Source organism: Desulfosediminicola sp. (assembly GCF_048381775.1).
Classification (GTDB): Bacteria; Desulfobacterota; Desulfobulbia; order Desulfobulbales; family Desulfocapsaceae; genus Desulfopila; species Desulfopila ganghwensis.
On record NZ_JBLXGE010000008.1, the window covers coordinates 238,548 to 259,942 of the forward strand.

Annotated in this window: 16 protein-coding genes; 5 read left to right on the top strand and 11 right to left on the bottom strand. The window is 48.0% G+C overall.

Features of this window, described 5'->3' with window-relative positions; all coding sequences use genetic code 11:
• Positions 1 to 10 precede the first annotated feature (10 nt).
• From ACN5NT_RS14905 to ACN5NT_RS14945, 9 genes are all read right to left on the bottom strand, one after another.
• Complete coding sequence (locus ACN5NT_RS14905) at positions 11 to 1,111, bottom strand: ABC transporter ATP-binding protein (protein WP_419175955.1); 1,101 nt, start codon at positions 1,109 to 1,111, stop codon at positions 11 to 13.
• Positions 1,108 to 1,968, bottom strand: a complete 861-nt coding sequence (locus ACN5NT_RS14910; RefSeq protein ID WP_419175956.1) for a carbohydrate ABC transporter permease — start codon at positions 1,966 to 1,968, stop codon at positions 1,108 to 1,110. Before ACN5NT_RS14910 ends, ACN5NT_RS14905 begins: the two co-directional genes overlap by 4 nt.
• Positions 1,968 to 2,939 (bottom strand): carbohydrate ABC transporter permease, encoded by a 972-nt coding sequence (locus ACN5NT_RS14915; RefSeq protein WP_419175957.1) that lies wholly within the window; start codon positions 2,937 to 2,939, stop codon positions 1,968 to 1,970. The genes ACN5NT_RS14910 and ACN5NT_RS14915 overlap by 1 nt, the downstream gene beginning before the upstream one ends.
• 138 nt (positions 2,940 to 3,077) lie before the next feature.
• Positions 3,078 to 4,646, bottom strand: coding sequence for an extracellular solute-binding protein (locus tag ACN5NT_RS14920; protein ID WP_419175958.1), 1,569 nt, complete (start codon positions 4,644 to 4,646; stop codon positions 3,078 to 3,080).
• A gap of 126 nt (positions 4,647 to 4,772) precedes the next feature.
• On the bottom strand, positions 4,773 to 5,525 hold the full coding sequence (locus ACN5NT_RS14925) for a type 1 glutamine amidotransferase (protein WP_419175959.1): 753 nt from the start codon (positions 5,523 to 5,525) through the stop codon (positions 4,773 to 4,775).
• Between the two features lies 1 nt (position 5,526).
• The gene (locus tag ACN5NT_RS14930; protein ID WP_419175960.1) at positions 5,527 to 7,479 is read right to left on the bottom strand and encodes a molybdopterin-dependent oxidoreductase; all 1,953 of its coding nucleotides are present in this window, start codon (positions 7,477 to 7,479) and stop codon (positions 5,527 to 5,529) included.
• Between the two features lie 12 nt (positions 7,480 to 7,491).
• A complete protein-coding gene (locus tag ACN5NT_RS14935) occupies positions 7,492 to 8,457 on the bottom strand; it encodes a radical SAM protein (protein WP_419175961.1) in 966 nt (321 codons plus the stop codon).
• 126 nt (positions 8,458 to 8,583) lie between these two features.
• Positions 8,584 to 9,684: a C45 family autoproteolytic acyltransferase/hydolase gene (locus ACN5NT_RS14940; protein ID WP_419175962.1), complete on the bottom strand. Its 1,101-nt coding sequence runs from the start codon at positions 9,682 to 9,684 to the stop codon at positions 8,584 to 8,586.
• A 50-nt stretch (positions 9,685 to 9,734) separates the two neighbouring features.
• Positions 9,735 to 11,117: a glutamine synthetase family protein gene (locus tag ACN5NT_RS14945; RefSeq protein ID WP_419175963.1), complete on the bottom strand. Its 1,383-nt coding sequence runs from the start codon at positions 11,115 to 11,117 to the stop codon at positions 9,735 to 9,737.
• Between the two features lie 372 nt (positions 11,118 to 11,489).
• On the opposite strand from ACN5NT_RS14945, the gene ACN5NT_RS14950 reads away from it, so the two are divergent.
• Positions 11,490 to 13,364: an ATP-binding protein gene (locus ACN5NT_RS14950; RefSeq protein WP_419175964.1), complete on the top strand. Its 1,875-nt coding sequence runs from the start codon at positions 11,490 to 11,492 to the stop codon at positions 13,362 to 13,364.
• Between the two features lie 12 nt (positions 13,365 to 13,376).
• Positions 13,377 to 14,795, top strand: coding sequence for a sigma-54-dependent transcriptional regulator (locus ACN5NT_RS14955; protein ID WP_419175965.1), 1,419 nt, complete (start codon positions 13,377 to 13,379; stop codon positions 14,793 to 14,795).
• A 185-nt stretch (positions 14,796 to 14,980) separates the two neighbouring features.
• Here ACN5NT_RS14955 and ACN5NT_RS14960 read toward each other — a convergent pair whose 3' ends face one another.
• Positions 14,981 to 15,385, bottom strand: a complete 405-nt coding sequence (locus tag ACN5NT_RS14960) for a hypothetical protein (RefSeq protein WP_419175966.1) — start codon at positions 15,383 to 15,385, stop codon at positions 14,981 to 14,983.
• 430 nt (positions 15,386 to 15,815) lie between these two features.
• Here ACN5NT_RS14960 and ACN5NT_RS14965 point away from each other — a divergent pair, with 430 nt between their 5' ends.
• Positions 15,816 to 16,619, top strand: a complete 804-nt coding sequence (locus ACN5NT_RS14965) for a DnaJ domain-containing protein (RefSeq protein ID WP_419175967.1) — start codon at positions 15,816 to 15,818, stop codon at positions 16,617 to 16,619.
• Positions 16,620 to 16,924: 305 nt separating this feature from the next.
• Here ACN5NT_RS14965 and galU read toward each other — a convergent pair whose 3' ends face one another.
• Positions 16,925 to 17,785, bottom strand: a complete 861-nt coding sequence (gene galU / locus ACN5NT_RS14970; RefSeq protein WP_136797241.1) for a UTP--glucose-1-phosphate uridylyltransferase GalU — start codon at positions 17,783 to 17,785, stop codon at positions 16,925 to 16,927.
• 448 nt (positions 17,786 to 18,233) lie between these two features.
• On the opposite strand from galU, the gene ACN5NT_RS14975 reads away from it, so the two are divergent.
• Both ACN5NT_RS14975 and ACN5NT_RS14980 read left to right on the top strand, forming a co-directional pair.
• Complete coding sequence (locus tag ACN5NT_RS14975) at positions 18,234 to 20,219, top strand: ferrous iron transporter B (RefSeq protein ID WP_136797239.1); 1,986 nt, start codon at positions 18,234 to 18,236, stop codon at positions 20,217 to 20,219.
• Positions 20,220 to 20,251: 32 nt separating this feature from the next.
• Entirely contained in the window at positions 20,252 to 20,914 is a 663-nt protein-coding gene (locus ACN5NT_RS14980; protein ID WP_419175968.1) for a metal-dependent transcriptional regulator, read from the top strand.
• The last annotated feature ends 481 nt before the right edge of the window (positions 20,915 to 21,395 follow it).

Genomic DNA, 21,395 nt, shown 5'->3' on the forward strand with positions numbered 1-21,395 from the left:
CCTATTCTCCTTAAAAGCTGAGATCAACACAGCGATTGGTATCATTATTAAAATAGACCAAAGTTTGCGGATCAACATGGATGCCGACTTTGTCGCCTTCTATAACTTCGGTGGTGGATGGGGCAACAGCTTTGAGGTCTACAGAGTTGCTTCTGATCGTAACAATGGTTTCAGGACCACGAGGCTCTGTGAGTACAACTGTGCCATGAGTTTGTGCCGTGGTCGGATCGACAAGCTTGATCTCTTCAGGGCGAATACCCAGTGTAAAACGGCCATCTGGGAACGAGGGCGTTGTAGTTGCAAATGTAACAGGAATTTCAAAAGAATTTTTTTCAAAGAGAATGGTGCTGTCGCCGGTGCGAAAATTCCCCTGGATGAGATTCATCGGGGGGGAACCGAGAAAACCAGCGACGAAGGTGTGATCTGGTCTTTCACAAATTTTGGTGGTTTCCTCTGCTTGCAGAATTTTACCGTTATTCATTACCGCAATGCGATTGGCGAGTGAGAGAGCTTCGACCTGATCGTGGGTGACATAAATAATTGTCAAGCCGATTTCGCTCTGTAGCCGTCGCAATTCTTTACGCATTGCCAGCCGTGCAGCTGCTTCGAGGTTAGAGAGCGGCTCATCGAGCAGAAGAATTTCGGGTTTGGTGACAAGAGTTCTGCCTATTGCCACTCTCTGAAGTTCAGAGCCGCCAAGTTCACGGGCACTGACATCAAGTTTGTCCTTCATATCCAGCAATTCTGCGACTTCATCTACGGCCCTGGCAACGATGTCTTTGCGCTTATTTCGTACTTCAAGACCGAACGCCAGATTTTTTCGCACCGTCATAGAGGAAAATACAGCATAGTCCTGAAAGACCAGACCAACATTACGCTGACCAGGAGGGGTAGAAATAATCGATTGCCCATCAATGAGAATATCTCCGGAGGTAGGATATTCCAGGCCGACGATCATGTTCAGCGTTGTGGACTTGCCACAGCCCGAGGAGCCAAGTAAAGCGAGTGTTTCGCCCTGTTGGATATGCAGGTCAATTTCATCAACGGCTACAACGTTGCCGTTGTCATATTCTTTTTTGAGTGCGACCAGTTCCAGTTTTGCTCTGCTCATTGTTTAATTGCTCCAAATGTCATTCCACGTGCCAGGTGGGATTGAATCAGATATCCGGCCAGAACAAGAGGAACCATAGCCAATACTGCCAGCGCGGCCTGCACGCCGTAGAGAGTACCGGCGGTCGCAGTAACATATTTGGCAAGCTGTACCGGTATGGTGTTGATATGTGTGTAGGATAATACCAGTGCAAACATAAACTCTGACCAGTTGAGGATGAAGATGAACATGGTCGTAGCGAAGATCCCGCCTTTGATGAGGGGAATTGTAACGGTCAGATGCGCCATAACCTTTGATTTACCGTCAATCATCGCAGCTTCCTCAATTTCTCTTGGCATATCATCTACAAATGATTTCAACATCCATGTCGAGAACGGAAGGGTGACAGCAACGTAGATAGCGATGAGGCCTGCATAGCTGTCGATAAGGCCGACATTCGAGAAAATAATGACAAAAGGTACAGCGATGGCTGCAGGTGGGAACATTCTTCCGGAAAGTATCACCAGCGGCGTTGCTTTACTGCCATTGCTGTATCTCGAGATGCCGATCGCTGAACACAGACCGATGATTACAGAGAGAGCGGTGGAGATGACAGTCGCAAAGATTGAGCCAAATACCGCGTTTGTTGCGGTTTGACTCACCCCGCCCACACCATAGGAACCCAGTGCACCGGGATCGAAAAGGGTCTGGAAATTGGCAACAGTAGGATCTGATGGAATCCATATCGCGGGGGAGGCATTCCAGTCTATCGGGGGTTTGATTGCAGTCATAACAATCCAGAAAACCGGAAATAATACAATGACCAGGGCTATTCCCATCAGGGATGCCTGGAGAAGGGTAAGTTTTTTGGTAAGCATCAGCGGTCTACCTCAAGAAGTTGGTTGCGCACAGGTGCTAACAGCATATGAACCAGCAGGAGTGAGCCGATCAACACAAGAAAGGCGGCGGCGGCGCCGTAAGCGAGCTGAAAGTCGTTGAAAGCGAGTTTGTATATATACAGACTGATCGTTTCAGTGCTAGAGCCTGGGCCACCGCGTGTGAGCATGTAGACTTCGTCAAATAGCTTTATGATTTCCATTGAACGAATAACGAAAGCAACGGTAATAACAGGTTTCAGCATCGGCAGTACCACACGCCAGAATACCTGACGGGGGTTTGCTCCAAGAATTACTGCAGCACGAACCGGATTTTCCGGTACGGCATTCAAGCCGGAAAGAAGAATGAGGAAAAAGAGCGGAGTCCAGTGCCAGACTTCGGTGATGATTACTGCGAGAAGAGCACAGGGAGCGGTTTTGAACCAGTCAATAGTTGCTCCTTGTCCGGCTACCATTTCAATAATCTGATTTATGGGTCCGTTTGACTGAAAGAGCATCCAGAAGGTGTAACCGACAACCACTGGCAGGATCATCATTGGAGTCAAAAAAGCAGAGAACAGAATAGATTTTCCTTTAAAATCTCTTAAAAAAAGTACAGCAAGGCCGAGCCCGAAAAGAAATTCCAGTGAAAGGCAGATGACTGAAATTATCAGTGTACGCAATACCGCGAAGAGAAAGCGGGTATCCCATATGAGCAGTTCGCTGTAGTTTTCAAAGCCGACAAAACTTGCATCAAAAAGTGAACCTCGGGTGGGGGACCAGTCTGTAAAGCTCATATAGAGTGCGACAAGCAGAGGCATCACCAGAACAAGCAGTGAGACTACCTGCCCTGGTAACATCAAGGTCGTACCCAGTTGCAGTTTCTTTCCGGGAGGTTTACCGGCAACGTGTTCTGGAGCACCAGAAGATAGGGACGCTTCTGTTGTTTGTATGGAATCTATTTGTTTATTCATAGAGTATCTGTGCCTAAGCTCAGAATGAATGCTGATGTACATCCATTCTGAGGCAGGTGAAAACTGTTGGTGCAAGAGGGATATCATGGATGCCCTGCAAGGCTGTTCAGGATATCTGTGGCGCAGGAGTTGAGATACTTATTTCCAGCTATCCGCTCCACTGGCCTTCTTGATCGGTTCCGCAAGGTTCTGAGCGAGGGCCAGCCAGGACTTCTTAACCTTGTCTTTGCCGATTCGTCTCGTAATGCGGTCAAACTTGCGGGCGGCATTATCAAGAGCTTTCTTGGGGGATTTGGCTCCTGTCATACATGCATGAACTTCCTTGTCGAGGGCATCCTGGTATTCGAAGCCGCCTGGTATACAGAAGTCAGGTACGGTATTGACCATGTTGTTGTACAACGTATCGAGATAGTCAGGAGAATAGGTGTCAACAAGTCGTTTGGTCGGTTTGAGCATGTGGTTCTTTCTGTATGGATCGGAGTATCCGCCAAGATAAGGAATAGCATCTGAAGAAATGGTTGGAGATGTCATCCACTGCGCATAGGCATAAGCGAGTTCAGGATTCTCAGAGTATTTTGAAACTGCATAACCGTAGCCCCAACAGAACATTCCGGCATAGAGAAGTGAACCATCCTTCAAGGTGTCTGCCGGCATGACTGTTGCCTTGATGTTGCCGCTTGTGGCTGGACCGGTGGAAGGTGCTTTTGAGTATTTGTAGCCTGATGGCCAGGCGATATTCATGAAACCTTCACCTCGGCCGAAGGCGTTGTAGTTAGAGGACCAGGTGAAACTGAATGCATCCGGGTGGAGATACTGGTTCATCGCCAGCATGTCTTCAAGTGCAGCAATACCCTCGTCGGAGTTAAAGGCCGGGTTCATGTCGCCATCGAAGTAGAGGCGGCCTTTGGATATAAGACGTTGCATGAACATCCATTTAACGTAATAAGGGGAGCGATATTCCAGACTGCCGTAAAATCCGTTTGCAGGATCATGCATGAATTGGGCGAGGTTGTAATATTCCTGCCAGGTTTTAGGGGTGGCCAGTGCATAGCCGAACTTGTCTTCGAATGCTTTAATCTTTTTGCTGTCTGTAAGGTGGTCATTACGGCAGAGCAGGGTAATCTGATCACCGTCATTGAGCAGACCGGCTACACGGCCATTGTAAAGCTGGGCGTGGTGGCTTGCCGGAAATACTACACCCCACTCCTCATGGAAAATTTCCGGATCATATTTTTCCACCCACTCGGTAAGGTCGTAAATCACACCTGAATCAATCCAGTCAGGATACGACATGGCAGTAGGCATCATTATGTCGTAACGACCTGTTTTGGCAACAGCCTCCTGCATTCCCTTAGTGTGAATTACCTCATCAGGTTCTTCGATAAACTCCAGTTCAATGCCAAGTTCATTTTTCCACTTGTCAGCGTATGGTGTCATGTTGCCAATGGAACCGGTTGGTATAAGAAGGGTAAGCTTCTTTTTTGTCGCTTTGGCGGCAGCTGCTTTGGCGAGGTCCCAGGCCCGCGCTTCAGCTCCCTGGATAGCCGCGAATGCCTTGCTGGCACCAAGAGGTGAAATGCTGATAGCATTCGCAACGGCTGCGGAGACACCAAGGGCGCCAAGGCGGACCATAAAGCTGCGACGGGTCATGGTGCCGGCTTCAAAGCTGTCTATAACGTTTTCAATCTCATGCTTCTGGGTTGTCATTTTCTCCTCTCCTCTCGTGTTGGGATGTGTTTCGGCAGACATCTGTGGTGAAGAACTGCCGTATACGTGGGTAGTACAGATCGGGTACAGATTTTCGATACTATTTGAAGTCGTTTGGTAAATGATCTATTGCTGCTGTGTGAGTTTGAGCCATCGCCTGGCTATTTCTCTCGAAAAGATCTCGGACTTTTCGAAATGCGCAGGTAGTTGTGTATAGAGTTCTTTCAGGTATTGGCTCTCAAAGTCGTCTAGGTACTTCTGATACGTTTGAATGGCACCATGTTCAAAGAGTTCAAGCCACTGATACGCCTGTTTGAGGTCCACTTCGAGATGAAATTGAAACCCGTAAGAGTGCTGACCGACTTTGAAGCACTGGTTGCTGCATTGCCTCCCGTCTACAAGCAGCACACCGCTTTTCGGAAGTGTGAAAGTATCCTCATGGAACTCCATTACTGGTGGCAGATTGATACCCGCAAAAAGAGGGTCTGCCTGGCCTGCCTCGGTAATCTGATGCTGAATCGGGCCAAATTCCAGAAACCCGAGTTGAAACGGCTCACCGCCGTGGGCTCGAGCAAGGAGCTGGCAACCGAGACAGATTCCGGCAACAGGTTTTTGGGCACGCTCAAACACTCTCATTAGCTCAAGGAGTTGAGTGAAATGTGGCCAATTATCATCGTCGGTTGCGTGTTGCGGGCCGCCAAGCACTACAAGACCATCAAAATGGTGGGCAGAGGTGGGGATTTGCTCTCCCTTGGAGGGGCAGATTGTATTAAGGATCGCGCCTTTATCAGCTAACTCCGCACAGAAAATTCCACAGGGTGCCTCGTCGCTATGATGTACGACCAGAATGTTCGAACTCGTCTGTTGCCTGGTGGACATCTCAATCCTCTTCAATGACTGAGATCCTGACACAGGTCTCGTAATAGGGTGTTCCAGCACCGATCGTGGATGCACCGTCTGCGGTAAGGATGTTTAAACCGTGCCCCGCTTTGATCCACCCGCCTCGTTCTGTTACCAGGCAATCAGGTCGAGCATCTGTGGTTGTTTGTACAAGACCTTTGATGGTCCCCGACGGGCTTTCGATTCTGACCACGGTATTGTCTTTTATCCCTGACTTAGCAGCTGTTTCAGGATGAAGCAAAACCTGCGGGAATGGTGTGTGATCATTGATGGTTCTCTCAGAACAGATAAAATCATGGGCAGCAACGGTAAGGAGTTTGAGTGGAAAACCTGGTTGCCTGTTGTCTATTCGCTGCTCATCAATTTGTGTCATGAATTGGAATTTGCCCGATGGTGTGGGAAAGACCCTGTCAAGGTAAGGGACCATCGGTTCCGGAATACGGAAAGGACCGGTTTTGAGTTCCTCCATACTGCAGCCGTAACCGAAGATAGGTGCACATATGTCGTTGAGCCAGTCACTTTCCGCCCGACAGAAGAGGTCTTTGAAATCGAAGCGGTCTGCCAGCTTTGCAAACATTTGATAATCAGTTAGGCAATCCCCAATGGGATCGATAACCTTGTTGACCGGGCCGACATAATTGTGGCCATAGCTTGCCATCACATCGTTTTCTTCGAGGAAGGTGGTCGCTGGCAAAAAAACATCAGCCAAGTCGGCAGTGTCATCAATGCAGTGACCGGAGTAGACGACAAATTCTGTTTCACGAAATGCCTTTGCAACAAGGTTTGAGTTTGCGGCCATGCAGACGGGGTTTGACGCTGTGGTGAAAATCATGCGAATTTTCGGTTTGTCAGCATCAAGGATCTCCTGCCCGATCGAAGGCATGAGTAACGTTCTGCGTGGTGGGTTGAGCTCAGTTCCCCAGTACTGCTGGTCGTAAGGGCCATACTCTTCAAACCCCTGACTTACTCCGCCTCCCGGTATGCCGATAATACCTGCGATCGCAGCCAGTGCATCTATGGCCCTGATTGAGAAATGAGCATCTTTATGGCGATGGAGACCCCAGCCCAGTAAAATGGAGGTTGGTTTGAATTCGGTCAGCGTTTGGGCCAGATAGTTAATATCTTCAACGTTAACTTCTGCCAGATGTGCTAATTCAGTTATGGATTTTTGCGCGAGTAACTCTTTGTATGCCTCAAACCCGACACTGTTATTTTCTAAAAAGTCGTCGTCGGCCTGGCCCTGGTCGAGAATACTTTTCGCACAGGCCATGGCAAGCCATATATCCTTGCCGGGAGCGGGGGAAATATGTCGGTCGGAGAATGCGGATGAACGGTTTTTATAGGGATCGATGGTAATGACCCGGCCACCGTTTTTTCGAATTTTCCTGGCGATCGGCACAAGGCTCATATTGGTCGAAGCCGGGTTGCGTGCCCAGAGGATCATTGCTTTACTATTCTGGTGGTCGAGAGGGTCGTGGGATATTCGTCGGCCAAAATCGAGATTCTGCGATGCCTGCCCTGTACCGCCACAGAGGGAACCCCGTAAGGTGGTAACTCCCCCCAGAAGATTGAAGAAATAACCGTTCAGTAGTTTTAAGGCAGTCCGTTCACCATAGCCCTGGTAGTAAAGAATGCCTTCCGGACCGCTTTCCCTGCAGATTGTCTTCATCTTCCCGGCGATGAGATCGAGCACTTCATTCCATGATGCTTCATGCCATTCAGAGCCCTTCCGGATCATAGGGGTGGTGACTCGTTCATCGCTGTAGACCCTTTTGAGATAACGGGAGGTCTTGTGGCAGGAGAGTCCACGGGTAAGGGGGTGGTCCGGTGAGCCATGGAGGCGTGTGATTATACCGTCTTCAACAGTAGCGACAAGGCCGCAGGTGTTTGGGCAATCGCGGGTGCATGTGGTTGTAATTGTTTTCGAAGTCATAGCGTTTATGGGTCAGGCGATGGTTGGTGTTGAGTTGCAATTGGAAGTTGGAGCAGGCTGTCTGGAGGCGAGACAGCCGCCCTGGCATTTACGCATGAAATCTGGGCAGGTGTTGCATTTCTGGTCTGTATTTTTGAACCGCATTTCACGTACAGCATTGGAAAAATGATAGATAAGCCAGTCCACACCACTAAATTCAGTGACGTCATCCACTGTAATATGGCGCATTGGCAGGCAGTACGAAGCGCTGAGATCAGGATGTATATCCACCGAGGGGTGGCAGATTCCCGTAAGCTTCATGGAAACTTTTCGCAGATAGCTGAGTTCTTCAGGCGATACATCACAAAATTTCATACAGCAATCGAGACCGGTTTTAATGTCAAGTTCTTCGCACTTACGTACAAACGACAGAGTGGAGGCCATCAACGTTCCGGTTTTCTCCGCTGGGAAGAATGTGTTGGTGGCGCTGCTGGCAGGCCGTGAAAAATCGTAGCGGATGGCCTTGATTTGATAACTCTGTGCTGTTTCGAGCAGATAATCGTGGTCAAGATCGTCAGGGGCGAAATTTTTGGAGAGCGTGACCCGTGCCCCTTTTGCCTGAAGCAGTCGAAGATTATCGTGAAAACGTTCAAACGTGCTTTCTGAAGGGTATATGGATCGACTGTTGCAATTGATAACGAAATTGTCGATATGCGGAATAAGCTGCTCAGTAAGCTCAGCCGGGGACAGGCCGTTGGTGAACAGTGTTACCGCGATCCCGCTGGCGGCAGTTTCCTGAACCATTTGTACCAGACCCGGATGAAGGGTCGGCTCTCCTCCGATGAAAGCAGCGGTATTGACTCCTGCCCGACGCATCCAGTTAAGAAGCAACCTGAAGGTTTCTCCAGACATATCCTGCGGGAAATCTTTTTGTAAATCCCTGGCAAAGCAGTATGGGCAAGAAAGATTGCATCTGTATGTGATGAAAATGTTGATCATAGATTGCTCAAAACTGGTTAGACGAACTGCTGTTCCCCATATGGACACGGCTCTATCTCTGCTGAAGGAAAAAATTGGGATGTTATGCTGTCCTGTGTAACGACGGCTCTATTGCCAAGTGGAATTTTATAGCTCATAGCGGACATATTCGTTTTGACATGGGTTTCCCGGGCAGAGTTCCAGCCAGCCTTGTGATGGTGAGATAATTACCCCGAAGATGGTATGAAAAGCAGTGGTTTCAGGTTCACCATCAAAGCCATGGGCGCAAATCGATCGCGGATGATTTATGTGGTTACCGCTCAACTCTTTCAAGAGATCGGGTGTCAGCCTTCCTCTGTTTTTCTCAAGGAAGGTGTCGGCCACCTGTTTGCGGACCATTGAACCACCGTGGCTGAGCCAGTTGGCCGTCTCGAACTGGCCCATTTCTGAGCCGACGAAGTGATTTGTATGGGCGAGTCCTTTACTGCAATCAAGCAGCTGGTAGCGGGCAGCGGAGGTTTCGGCACAGAAGGCGATACTGTCACCGGAAAATTGATAATTGAGACCACTGGCCCGCGGGGTGAAAATTGCTGCTCCCAATGCATCGCCTATGCGCTCGGATGCCAATGCGCTGCGCATGATGAAGGGGTAGATGACACCGGGCCGGGCATCGGTGGCGACAACCTTATTGATTACCGCACCGACACCGGCACTATTAATGCCGTTCAGCCCAAGAATACCTGCCAGCGTTACCACCAGCATTTCTGGCCCGTTCTCGTTGCTGATCCTGAGCAGGGTAAGATATTTCTGGTAATATTTCTCCATATCATAGGTCTGGCCAATGTATGGTAACCCTGTTTCAGTGACTTCCGCCGGTACGTTGAAGGAGGTACACCCCCAAAGTTGATCCGGCATAATACTGCCACCGAGTGCCGGTGCTCTGAGATCTTCAAGTTCAAGAAAGCAGTTGAGCAGGAGGATGTCTTCAAAATCGGCACCGCTCCCTGCTGCAATACCATACATTTCTTCTACAAGATCAGGTGAGAAGCGTTGCAGGAAGCCGAGGTTTCGAAGGCAAAATCTATTGAGAGATGACCTGTCGACTTTGAGAAGCGAGTTGTTCTCCTGATGAACCTGAACGACGGATTCTATGAAATCGAGAATCAGATCTTTTTGTGCTTTTCCGTGAATGACACCTCTGTCATACGGATTTCCTGAAAGTTCGAGAACGGGTATAGTCTGTGGCATACTGGCAACGTGTGTTTCGATGTTATTGGTTAAGAACGATAATGTTATGGCTAGATGAGTTCCATGTAATAGTCCCATTCCCATGGATCGACGCGGTTGTTAAATTCCGGAGTGCCATAATCATCGAACTGGGCTTTGGCGTTTTCCACCTCAAATTTCTTGACGGCAAGGACGAGTTTGACGAATTCGGGGTGAAGCATTTCATGAAGATCGGTGGCTTTCTCAAATTCTGCAATTGCTTCTTCCAGGCTGGCTGGTAGTGCGGGGATGTCATCGCGTTCGTAGGCGATATCCTGTACTGGTTCGGGGAGTTCCGGCTTGGATTTTATTCCTTCAAGACCAGCTGCCAGAGTGGAGAGTGCCTGCAGGTACGGGTTGGCACCTCCGCAGGCCAGGCGATTTTCGAAATGGGTTGATTCGCCACGGTCACCTTTAATACGAATACCTACGGTTCTGTTTTCCATTCCCCAGGTGGCGCTATCCGGGGCAAAAGAATTGATACGATAGCGTTTATAGCAGTTGATGGTTGGTGCGGTGAATATTGTGTTGGCTTTAGCGTGCTTTAAAAGACCTGCCAGAAAATTCTTGGCCAAATCGGTGAGGCCATATTCATCGTCAGGATCGTTAAACGCGTTTTTACCTGTTTTCTTGTCAATCAGGCTGATATGGAAATGCGCTCCTGAAGCACTGGAATCGATAAACGGCTTGGTCATCCAGGTTGCGATATAGCCATGCTGCAGAGCAATTTCCTTAGTACCCATTTTGTACATAAAGGCTGTATCAGCCGCAGCAATACCATCCTTGTAGTAAAGATTGATCTCCTGCTGTCCTGGTCCGTGCTCGGAATTCTGGGTGATTATTTTTATTCCGGCTTGCTCCATCTTCCGCATCAAATCATAGGTGAAATCGATGTCGAAATTGTTTTTAAGTGTAACGAAGATCGGCTGCCCATCGTAGACAGGTTTCCGTGTTTCCCGATCGACCACATAAAATTCAAACTCATAACCGAGGCGGCAGATGTAGCCGAGCTTGTCAAATTCATCGATCAGCTTTTTGAGTAAAAGGCGCGGCGATGCCATAGCGGGACGACCGTCATACCAGAACGGATCGACAGTCACGTTTGCTGTGTTGGGCACCCATGGCAGCACTTTAAAGGTGGAAAGGTCCGGTACTGTGCAGTGGTCTTCGAAAGCAACTTCTTCGGCATAACCGGTTCCCGTTGGAACCTGAGATTGTATGTCCAGCCCAAGAAGTCCTCCATAGAAGTTGAGGCCGTTATCCACGTAATCCATGAAGCTGCCAACCGGTACAGTTTTACTTCTTGAGACACCGTAAAGGTCTGCCTGTTCAAAGCGTACAAATTGTATGTCGTTGTCCTTTATGGTTTTTTTTATTGAGTCTAAAATATTGCTTTGTGGAATCTTTGCAGTCATTCTTCCAGCCCCTGAATTATGAGTTAGACAATTTCTCACCTGCTATCCGGGTGAGCACGATCAGTTTAATTTCCCGAACATAAAGCAGAATCTGTGCCATCTTTGAGGGGGGTATCTAAGTGGCCGTAAAATCGCTGATAAGGGTGGGTGGGGTAATTTGAATTCAATGCCAACGTGGTCTCCTCTTTGCGAATTTTATTAAAAACGATTCGCAATTCTCAGAAATGAGAAAAAAACGAAACACTCTTTTCACCACGTTGGGAGTGAAAAAACGGGAAGTTTCCGGACAATCTGTTGCGCAAATATGTGGTGTAATATAAGGTTCTTTTGAGATGGTAGGGGGCTTTTAAGTGATTATCAAATGTGAGAAAAATGGATACGTTTTTTACCCGATTAGCGAAAAACAGCTCTGAAGCACTGGCACATTTTGATGGCAAGGGGCGTTGTACATTTTCTAACGTCAGCTTCTCAAAATTGATTGGCAAAAGAGTTGGAACTGATTGCCTTTGTGCCGATGTGTTTGAGGAATATCCGGTGTTACAGGGGAAAATTCTTCAGGCCTTTAAGGGGTTCAACAAAAAAACAGGCGAAGGTGAATTCCTCTGCGTGGAAACTCTCGCTGATGGTGAACGTGAATTGTCCTGTAGGGTTATTACCTTGGAGCAGGAAAGTGGTTTCATTCTTGAGATAAAAGATGTCAGTGAGCTTACACTCCTCAGGCGTTTAGTTTCCGCAGACAGAATGTCGCGCAGGCAGGAAGAACTATTGATGAGGCGACGACGGGAGCTGTTTTTCGGGCTTTTAGATGATTTACCTACCTTCGTCTATCTGCAACGCCGTGATTACACAGTTGCCTTTGCCAACAAGAAAGTGAAGAAATTATACGGGGAACCCGAGGGACGCCTATGCTATGAGGTTTTTGCAGGCAGAACAAGCCCGTGTCCTGTGTGTCCGACCTTTGAGGTATTTGATACAGGTCAGTCGACCGAGTGGGAGTTTATTGATAATAATGGGCGCACATTTCTTATCTACGATTATCCCTTTGAGGATGAAACAGGTGAACCACTTGTTATGGAGATGGGCGTTGATATAACCGATTTGAAGAATGTAGAAAAAGAACTCTTCAAGGCTCAGAAGCTGAGGGCAATCGGTGTGCTTGCCGGGGGGATTGCCCATGATTTAAATAACAATCTGGTACCCATTATTTTCAACATTGAATATGCCAGGAGTAAAATAGCGAATTCTGCTATCGTTGAACCTCTGGACGATGCCTTGCAGGCAGCCCAGCGAGCGGCAAAACTCGTCGCTCAGGTTCTCGAATATTCACGACAGCAGGATGTAAGTACAGAACCCATCCGGTTGAGGCCCCTGGTGCGTGGGTGCATACGAGAGCTTGAATTGAACATCGGTCCTCTTGTAAAGCTTCAGCTCGATGTCGTAGGTGGGGGTGATTGTGTTTGCGCAAATACGACACAGATAGAGCAGATTGTTCATAATCTCGTCCGCAATGCAGAGCATGCCATGCCGGGTGGCGGAGATATTTTTGTATCTCTGACCAGTGAGGTCTTGGGTGAAAAAAGGTCAATGGTGACCGGGGACTTGCCTCCAGGGAATTACGTTGTGCTGGAAGTGCAGGACACCGGGATAGGGATTCGAAAAGAGGACCGTGAGAGAATTTTTGAACCGTTTTTCACCCAGCGAAAGTCTAGCGGTGGCACAGGAATGGGGCTTGCCGTTGTCCATTCAATAGTTGCCGGAAGTGGTGGTGGAATAGACGTTCAGAGTACACCGGGGCTGGGGTCGGTATTCACCATCTACCTGCCTCAGGTTGAGGAAGTAGTTGGGATGTTGTCTGGGGAGCTTTGTTTTCACGAAGGGGAAAATATACAAATTTTGCTTGTGGATGATGATGCCGGGGCTTTATCTGCGATGAGTCGAGTGCTGGTCGAAGCAGGTTTTCAGGTTGATACGGCTGTCTGTGGCCAGGAGGGGTTGTCCCTGTTTCAACTCAATCCTGAAAAATATAATCTGGTACTGGTCGATCAATCAATGCCGGAAATGACCGGACTGGAAATGGCAACGAAAATTTTTGAATTCCGTAAGGATACAAAAGTTGTCATCTGTACTGGTCATATTGAACCGGCCCTGGAGGTGCAGGCCCGACAAACAGGAATTGCCGGTTTTGCGAGAAAACCAATGATGTCAAAGAATCTTATAGAAACAGTTAAGCGTCACTGCAGGTATTAGGAAGGGTCGAATATGGCAAGAATACTTGTGGTTGATGATGATCAATTAATCCGGAGAAGCCTCATAAGGCTGTTTAAAGACTCTGGTCACGAGGTGGTTGAGGCCTCGACACTTCATCAAGGGGTACAGGCGGCTGAGGATGGCGTTGATGTAATCTATCTCGATCTTGGTCTGCCAGACGGAGATGGCCTGAAGGCTATAGATCAGCTCGCCTCAGTGGGTTCACGACCGGAGATAATCGTCATTACCGGTAAGGGCTCTATGTATGGGGCTGAAAAATCCATGGATAGCAGCGTCTGGGACTATATCCAAAAACCCGCTTCACCCCAGCAAGTGTTGGAGTCTCTTGAAGGTGCGTTAGCCTACAGAGCTGAGAAAAAGATAAGTAGAGGGTCAAAAATAGTTTTTGATTCGTGTGGGATGGTTGGAGAGAGCTTTGCCATGTCACGAGCCTTTGCTGTGCTTGGTCAGGCTGCTGCCAGTAATGCGTCTGTCCTGGTTCGTGGTGAGACTGGTGTCGGTAAGGAATTGGCTGCCAGAGCAATACACGTGAACAGTGCTAGAAAGCACAAGCCGTTTGTTGTTGTAGACTGCTCTAATCTTGCTGAATCGCTTATTGAATCAACCCTGTACGGCCATGTAAAAGGTGCCTATACTGGAGCACAGTCAACCAAAGAGGGACTGGTGGCAGAGGCAGACGGCGGTACCTTGTTTTTGGATGAGGTCGGCGAATTACCAATAGATTTGCAGAAATCTCTTTTGCGGGTGTTGCAGGAAAGGCGGTACCGACCAGTCGGCTCTTCAAAAGAATTGAAAAGTGATTTCAGACTGGTTGCAGCAACAAACCGGGATCTCGTAAAAATGTGTGATGCTGGGAGCTTTCGAAGTGATCTGCTCTTTCGCTTACGGACAGTAGAAATAGTTTTACCTCCCTTAAGGGAGCGTGAAAGCGATATTGAAACGTTAACGTCCCATTTTATCAGGCAGAGCTGTGATCGTTACGGTCTTGAGCTGAAGGCGGCCTCTGAGGAGTTGAGCAAAGTTGTTCATCTCTATGATTGGCCGGGGAATGTTCGGGAATTGATGAATGTTCTTGAGGCATCAGTTATTCAGGCGGGAAGCGTTTCCGTGATCTACCCCAGGCATCTTCCAAGCCATGTACGACTCGCCTTTCTCCGTGAATCAGCTCGGCAGGGAGATGCCTCTGCCGAGGATCAGAAGGATATATCACCACTGTCGCATTTCGAGTTACAGTCGTATTCACGTTATAAGGCAGAAAGTGATCGTAACTACTTTGAAAAATTGATGGTTGCAGCGGATTTTGATGTGCGCAGGGTAAGCGAATTGTCGGAGTTGAGCGTGGCAAGCGTATATCGGTATCTGGCACAGGTCGGTATTTCAACAAAGAAAAAGGGTAGTGGTGGGTTTTAGCTATACAAACTCTAGCCATAGTGGGAGTTCTCGGTTCTCGCTCGGTTCTGTAGCCAGGTGCTGTAAAATTTATAGTCTGGAATCGCTGTTCAATCCAATATCGTTTTTTAGCGAGTTCACTGACTGTTAGCAGTTAGAAAATTTGCTGAAGCCCGATGCTCTGCCCGAGCATAATCTTCCCCCGGTTACTTTTCGGATTTATTCATATTCTTTTTGAACTGTTTTTCCAACTCACTGAACATTTTCTTCTTTTTGGCATCCAGCTCGGCCTGAATGGTTTCAACCTTTTTATCCATATCCTTTTTCTTAGACATGAATTGATCAAGCTCTGCCGCCAGTGTATTGCCGGCTTCTTTTTTAGGGAGATTTTCAATTTCCAGATGATTCGCCACAGACACTTTAACAGTGAAAGGATCTTCAAAAAGCTCAACAATGCCCTTTTGTTCAAGTTTTCTGCACAGAGAATGACCGGCTTCAACCGAGATACCAATCAGTTCGCAGATATCCTCAATTGCCGGGGCACATCGTTTCTGGTGGGCAAGGATACGGGTGGCGGCGATAAAAAGATGTGCTTCATCATAAGGAGTCATAATATTACCTTTAATTCGTGCTAGGAGTCTGTCGGACTAGGCCTTTTTCAACCAACTCATCGTTATCGAAAGAAAAATAATACTCGCAGATAAGCGAACGAAGTGAGACTTCGATATCAATCATATGGCTCCGCCTATTTTTCCTTCGATGCCTCGATTTGAGTGAAAATCGCAATAGTCCGCCAGGCTCCTGGTGCGTTTGTTGCCAAACGATGGTGTACAATAAATAAAAAAAGCTGGGCAGACAATTTTTATAATAAGAATAATTGGTGGCCCGGTTGTCAAAGGAATTTTGTCGAAGCGTGTCGCCACCGTATCTGGTGTACGCTTTTGCTATACAAAATAGAGTGAAGGGCATATTATACGAGGCTGAGTTTTTCAATTACGGCCTGGCAGGTGATTCTCCTGTCGTCCCCAACTAACTGAAGATATGAAAGATTACTACCAGATACTTGAGGTCACACCCGAATTTACGGACGATGAAATTCGTAAACGTTACCGGAAGCTGGCCATGCAATATCACCCGGATCGCAATCCGAACAACCCGGGTGCCGAAGAACGGTTTAAAGAAGTAGCCGAGGCCTATGGGGTATTGACAGACCCGGCTAAGCGCAAGCAGTATGATATGGCCCGTAAGATGGGCGGAACTTTCTCTCCAAATGGTAACGGACAGGCGGGTGGTTTCAATTACTCCCAGGAAGATATCTTGCGCGACCTGTTCAAGGACCCTCGTTTTCAACAGATGTTCAATGGTCTCTTGCAGGAGTTTGCCCGCAAAGGTTTTCGTTCCAACCAGCAATTCGTCAATAAATCGTTTTTTGGCGGTCGGGGCGGGATGTTTATCGGAGGAATTTTCATGATCGGCTCTATTGCGGGGCCTGCAATCATGCGGGAGGCGAAAAAAAAGCTGCCTACGAAAAAGTCATTGATGAGATCCATTGGCCATGCGGTGGGTTCTCTGCTTGGCGGTTCTAAACAGAAAGCGAAGGAGCCCGAGCAGGTTTCGCATCATCCCCCGCAGCTGGATATGACCTATACCGTGAACCTGAGTTCCGCCGAATTACGGGATGGCAAGACTCTGGATATGATTACGATGGGGCCGAATGGTCAGGAGAAGTTGCGTATCAAGGTGCCCGCCGGCAGTAAAGCCGGCCAGAAACTTCGTATCAGAGGGAAAGGTTTTGCCGATTCCGGGGGCAGGGGGGATTTGTTTGTGAAGCTGGCAGAACGTTAACCCGGATTTCCCATGAGCAATAAATAGAAATAGAGAAGAAATATCTTATATGCAGGTGTAGCAATATTTTGAATATACTGAATTGTTTGGCAAAAAATGTCTGTCGAAGGTCAAATCCTTTAGCGCCATCCTCTTCAGTATTTCGAGAGTAGGCATAGATTGCTGTGGCTTACTCCCGAAAACTTCGAACCTGACCCTGCCTGCCCTGATCAGAAATCGGGGGTAGAATAGTCTCTGCCGAAACTCGAAAAGCCCTGTTTGTGAAATCACAACCAGGGCTTTTTGCTATGTAGGCACAGAACTCTCTACAGGGTTTTGATATACTCTTTCATGGTCGGTCCTAACTCCGGGTGGTCGAGGGCGAAGGCCAGATTTGCCATCTGAAAACCTGCCTTGTCACCACAATCAAAACGCGTGCCCTTGAACCGATAGCCAAAAATGGGTTGTTCTTCAAGCAAGGTTACCATGGAGTCGGTGAGCTGTATTTCTCCGCCCGCACCTTTCTTATGGGCACCGAGAAAATCGAATATTCTCGGAGTAAAAATATAACGGCCGATCGCTGCCAGGTTGGAAGGGGCGTCTTCCGGATTAGGTTTTTCGACCATCGATTTGACGCGAACGGTGCCGTTATGCTCATCTTCCGCCTCTAAGATACCGTATTTGGAGGTGTCTTCTGTGGGTACTTCTATGACAGCCACCATCGAGGCCCGTAATCTGTCAAACTCCTTGATCATCTGGTGGAGTGCAGGTACTTCACTTTGAATAAGGTCATCCGCCAGCAGCACAGCAAAAGGTTCATCGCCAACGATGTGGCGCGCGCACCAGATGGCATGTCCGAGACCGAGGGGTTCACTCTGCCTGGTATAGACGATGGTGCCGGAAGGCGGTACCAGTGATTCGATGGTCTGCAGCAGATCATCTTTACCGCGTTTTCTCAAGGTGTCTTCCAGCTCATAGCTTCGATCGAAGTGGTTTTCAAGGGGAGTCTTGCCGGCTCCGGTTACAAAGATCAATTGCTCAATACCGGAGGCCAGAGCTTCTTCGACAGCGTACTGGATGATGGGTTTGTCTACCACAGGCAGCATCTCTTTCGGCATAGCCTTGGTGGCGGGGAGAAATCGTGTGCCAAGTCCTGCAACGGGGAATATCGCTTTTGTAATTTTCATAGGCAGATCAGTGTTTTATTGTTTTGATACGTGAATTCGCAATGAATGTCGTGTAACTGTCTTGAATGTATAAGCTTCTTTTGGGCTCTGAAAATTGTTCCCGAAAAGAGAAAGCAGTATAGAGAGCCTGCTGCCGGATGTAAATAGGTACCTCTCCCTATTAGAGAAAATCTAATCAGTCATTAATTTTGCACGACGATCTGTTCCTGGCAGATAAAGTGGCTGCTCCTTATTATCATTGCCGTATGTGCCTGAAATGTCAAACTTGCTTATAGATTTTCTTTATTTGAGCAGATTCTCGTTGAACATGGTGGGAAAAAAGTGCAAATGTCACCGGGGAAGGCTAAGGACAAATTGCATTTCCTGGAAAATGTGCTAATGATGACGAAGAATTTTTAGCAATGTTTAACATATTACGGCTATTCAACTTTCATCTGTATCAGTTTTTATGAAAGACGCTGCACAACCAGTTGTTGGCTCAGAGAACAGACCTGATAGATATAATTATGCCCTGATAGGGAATATGAATGTCGGGAAGACTGTTATCTTTTCAAAGCTCTCAACAAAGAAAGTCAAATCGATCAATCTGCCTGGTTCAACGGTTTCCATTCAGGGTGCACCCATACGCGGAGCCCGGGGATGCCTCTATGATACTCCGGGCAACGTCTCCATTTTCTCAGACAATGAAGATGAGAGCGCAGTACGTGAGATACTGCTTTCCAGTAAATATACCGGTGAGATAAACGGCATTGTGTTGATTGCTGATGCTAAAAATCTCTCCAGATCTCTGGCGATTGCCCTGCAGTACAGCGAGTTCGGTCTGCCGATGATTCTCAACATCAATATGATGGATGAGGCGGTCTCGCGCGGTATTGAAATAGATACCAGGAAGCTCTCGGAGATACTGGGAATCGAGGTGACTACCAGTATTGCCCCGGAAGGGATGGGTCTTCGCGATCTGGTTGGCAAATTTTCACAATTGCGACCTGCGAACTTCGGTATCAGCTACACTCCTGCCATGGATGAGTTGCTGACGGATATCGACGAACTGCTCGGCGAAAGCCGGGTTTCAGCCAGGGCAATAGGACTGCTATTGATCCATGATGACCTGGACGCCAGGAAATATGTTCGTGAGCTCAAAGGTGAGGAGGTATTGACTTCGATTCTTCATCTTGTCGAGCGTTTCAGGAGAAACAACCCCACCCATAATCGTGACATACTTGTTGATCATTATAATGGTCTTGCCCGTAATGTGGCAGATGACGTGCAACGAAGGGAACCTGTCTCAGGTAACTCACGTCTGGCGACCTTTGGTGATATGTGTACCTCGTACCTCACGGGGATTCCCATCGCCATGCTGGTGCTCACCCTTATGTATTTCTTTATCGGTGCATTTGGGGCTACCTATCTTGTAGATACCCTCAACGTTACTTTTTTTCAGGGTATTCTTCTTCCTGCGGTGGGGCAGGTGACGGACCGGCTCTCCAACGAGTTCCTGCGTGATATGATCATGGACCCGGATTTCGGTATTCTGCCCACCGGTGTTTTTTTGGCCATGGGCTTGGTTTTGCCGGTAATATTCTGTTTTTATATAGCTTTTGGAGTGTTGGAGGATTCTGGGTATCTGCCGAGAATTTCCATATTGCTCGACAAGATCTTCCAGAAGCTTGGCCTGAACGGCAAGGGTGTCATTCCATTGGTAATGGGCTTTTCCTGTGTGACCATGGCGCTTTTGACCACCAGGGTACTGAATACGGAAAAAGAGAAAATCATTGCTTCCTTTCTGCTCTATCTGTGCCTGCCATGCGCACCGCTTATTGCAGTGATGCTTGTTATTCTCGACAAAATGCCATTTTCTGCGACCTTGACTGTTTTCGGGGTGCTTGGCAGCCAGATCCTGATTGCCGGTTATCTGCTCAATAAACTTCTGCCGGGCCAGCGTTCACCGTTGTTTCTGGAAATCCCTCCCATGAGGTTGCCGAAGCCACTTGCCGTAATCAAAATGGCTCTGGCCAAAACCTGGTTCTTCATGCTTGAGGCATTGCCGGTATTTATCATTGCTTCCATGGCGGTGTTTCTTTTTGAGCGGGCGGGGGGACTCCGGTTACTGGAACATACCTTAGGCCCCATGATCCACCACCTGATGGGGTTGCCGGAAAAAAGTGTGCAGGTTTTCATTAAGACCATGATTCGCCGTGAGAGCGGTGCTGCGGAGCTGGAGCATCTGCATATGATCTACACCAACCTGCAACTGGTGGTGAACCTTCTGGTGATGACCTTTGTGGCTCCTTGTATCAACTCATTTATCGTGCTGTTCAAGGAGCGGGGATTAAAGACCGGGATGGGGATAAATGTTGCGGTGTTTCTTTATGCGATACTGCTGGGAAGTATTGTGAATTATCTGTGTCTCACCTTTGGTGTAACCTTTACCTGAAAGCAGAACCTGCTTTTTACCGGTGAAACGATATGCTCAATGAACGACTTGAGGAAATTTTAGAGGCGATATGGGTCGCCAGGGAAAAGAAGCAGAGTTCTCTCGCTGCTATACGTGAGAACTGTGCAATACAGTTCTCAGGGTCTGAGCTTAAAGCGCTAGAACGAAACAAAATGGTGTTGTTGAATGGCGATGAGGTGCATTTCACCCACGAGGGCGAAAAACTCGGTAAGGTTATAATCAGGCGGCATCGCCTGGCCGAGGTGCTGGTTACTTCCATTCTGAAAGTAAAGAAGCATAAAATGCACGAGATAGCCTGTGAGTTCGAGCATTCCCTGCAGGCGGAGGTTGAAGAGTCGATTTGTACTCTTTTAGGGCATCCTGAGGTGTGTCCTGACGGTAAGTCGATTCCTCCCGGTGTGTGCTGTAAAAACAATTCCACCAGGGTTGAAAACACGGTTACCAGCTTAATTGAACTTTCGCCGGGAGAACAGGGACGCATAACCTATGTAAAACCCGGCAGTCACTCCAACCTGCATCAATTACTTTCATTCGGTCTCAGCCCGGGGGTGACGGTAACTGTGCATCGAACATCGCCCGCCTTTTGTGTAAAGTTTGAAAACACTGAACTGGCGCTTGACCCTGAAATTGCAAAAAATATCTTTGTCTGGAAAACAAGCTGCCTGCTGAAATAGTTTCTGTCGTACTGAGCCAATTCTCGCAGATTGATGGAATTGCGAGTGGTGCTACTACGTTGTCGCTATGGTGAAAATGCACTGTAGTGCGCTACAATATTGTAATAGCGGGTTTCTTCGGAAGGGGGTGGCCAGGAAAATAATTCATGTAGCGTCGCCATTTCTTGGCTGATTTGATTTTTTTGGTATAATGTCTCCTCTAACCCGAATTTTCCATGAGCTTTTTGCAAGCCTTCAGATGTTTTGGGCAGCAATTTTCCCCTTGAAAGCTCGGGTCAGTCCAGATGTTGCCTGAGACCCGGCAGCGGATGGTGACAGGAGCATCCTGCCAACGTGGTCGGGTATCGCCAGTTGAGTTTTCCCGGATGTCTGTACATAGGGGTTGAGTCCCTTCCTTCCTCTGGGTGTACGTTACAATCACGCCCTGATTATGCAGATGATTTGAACAGCAGATCGTCTCGTGTACCTATCCTGTCTACTA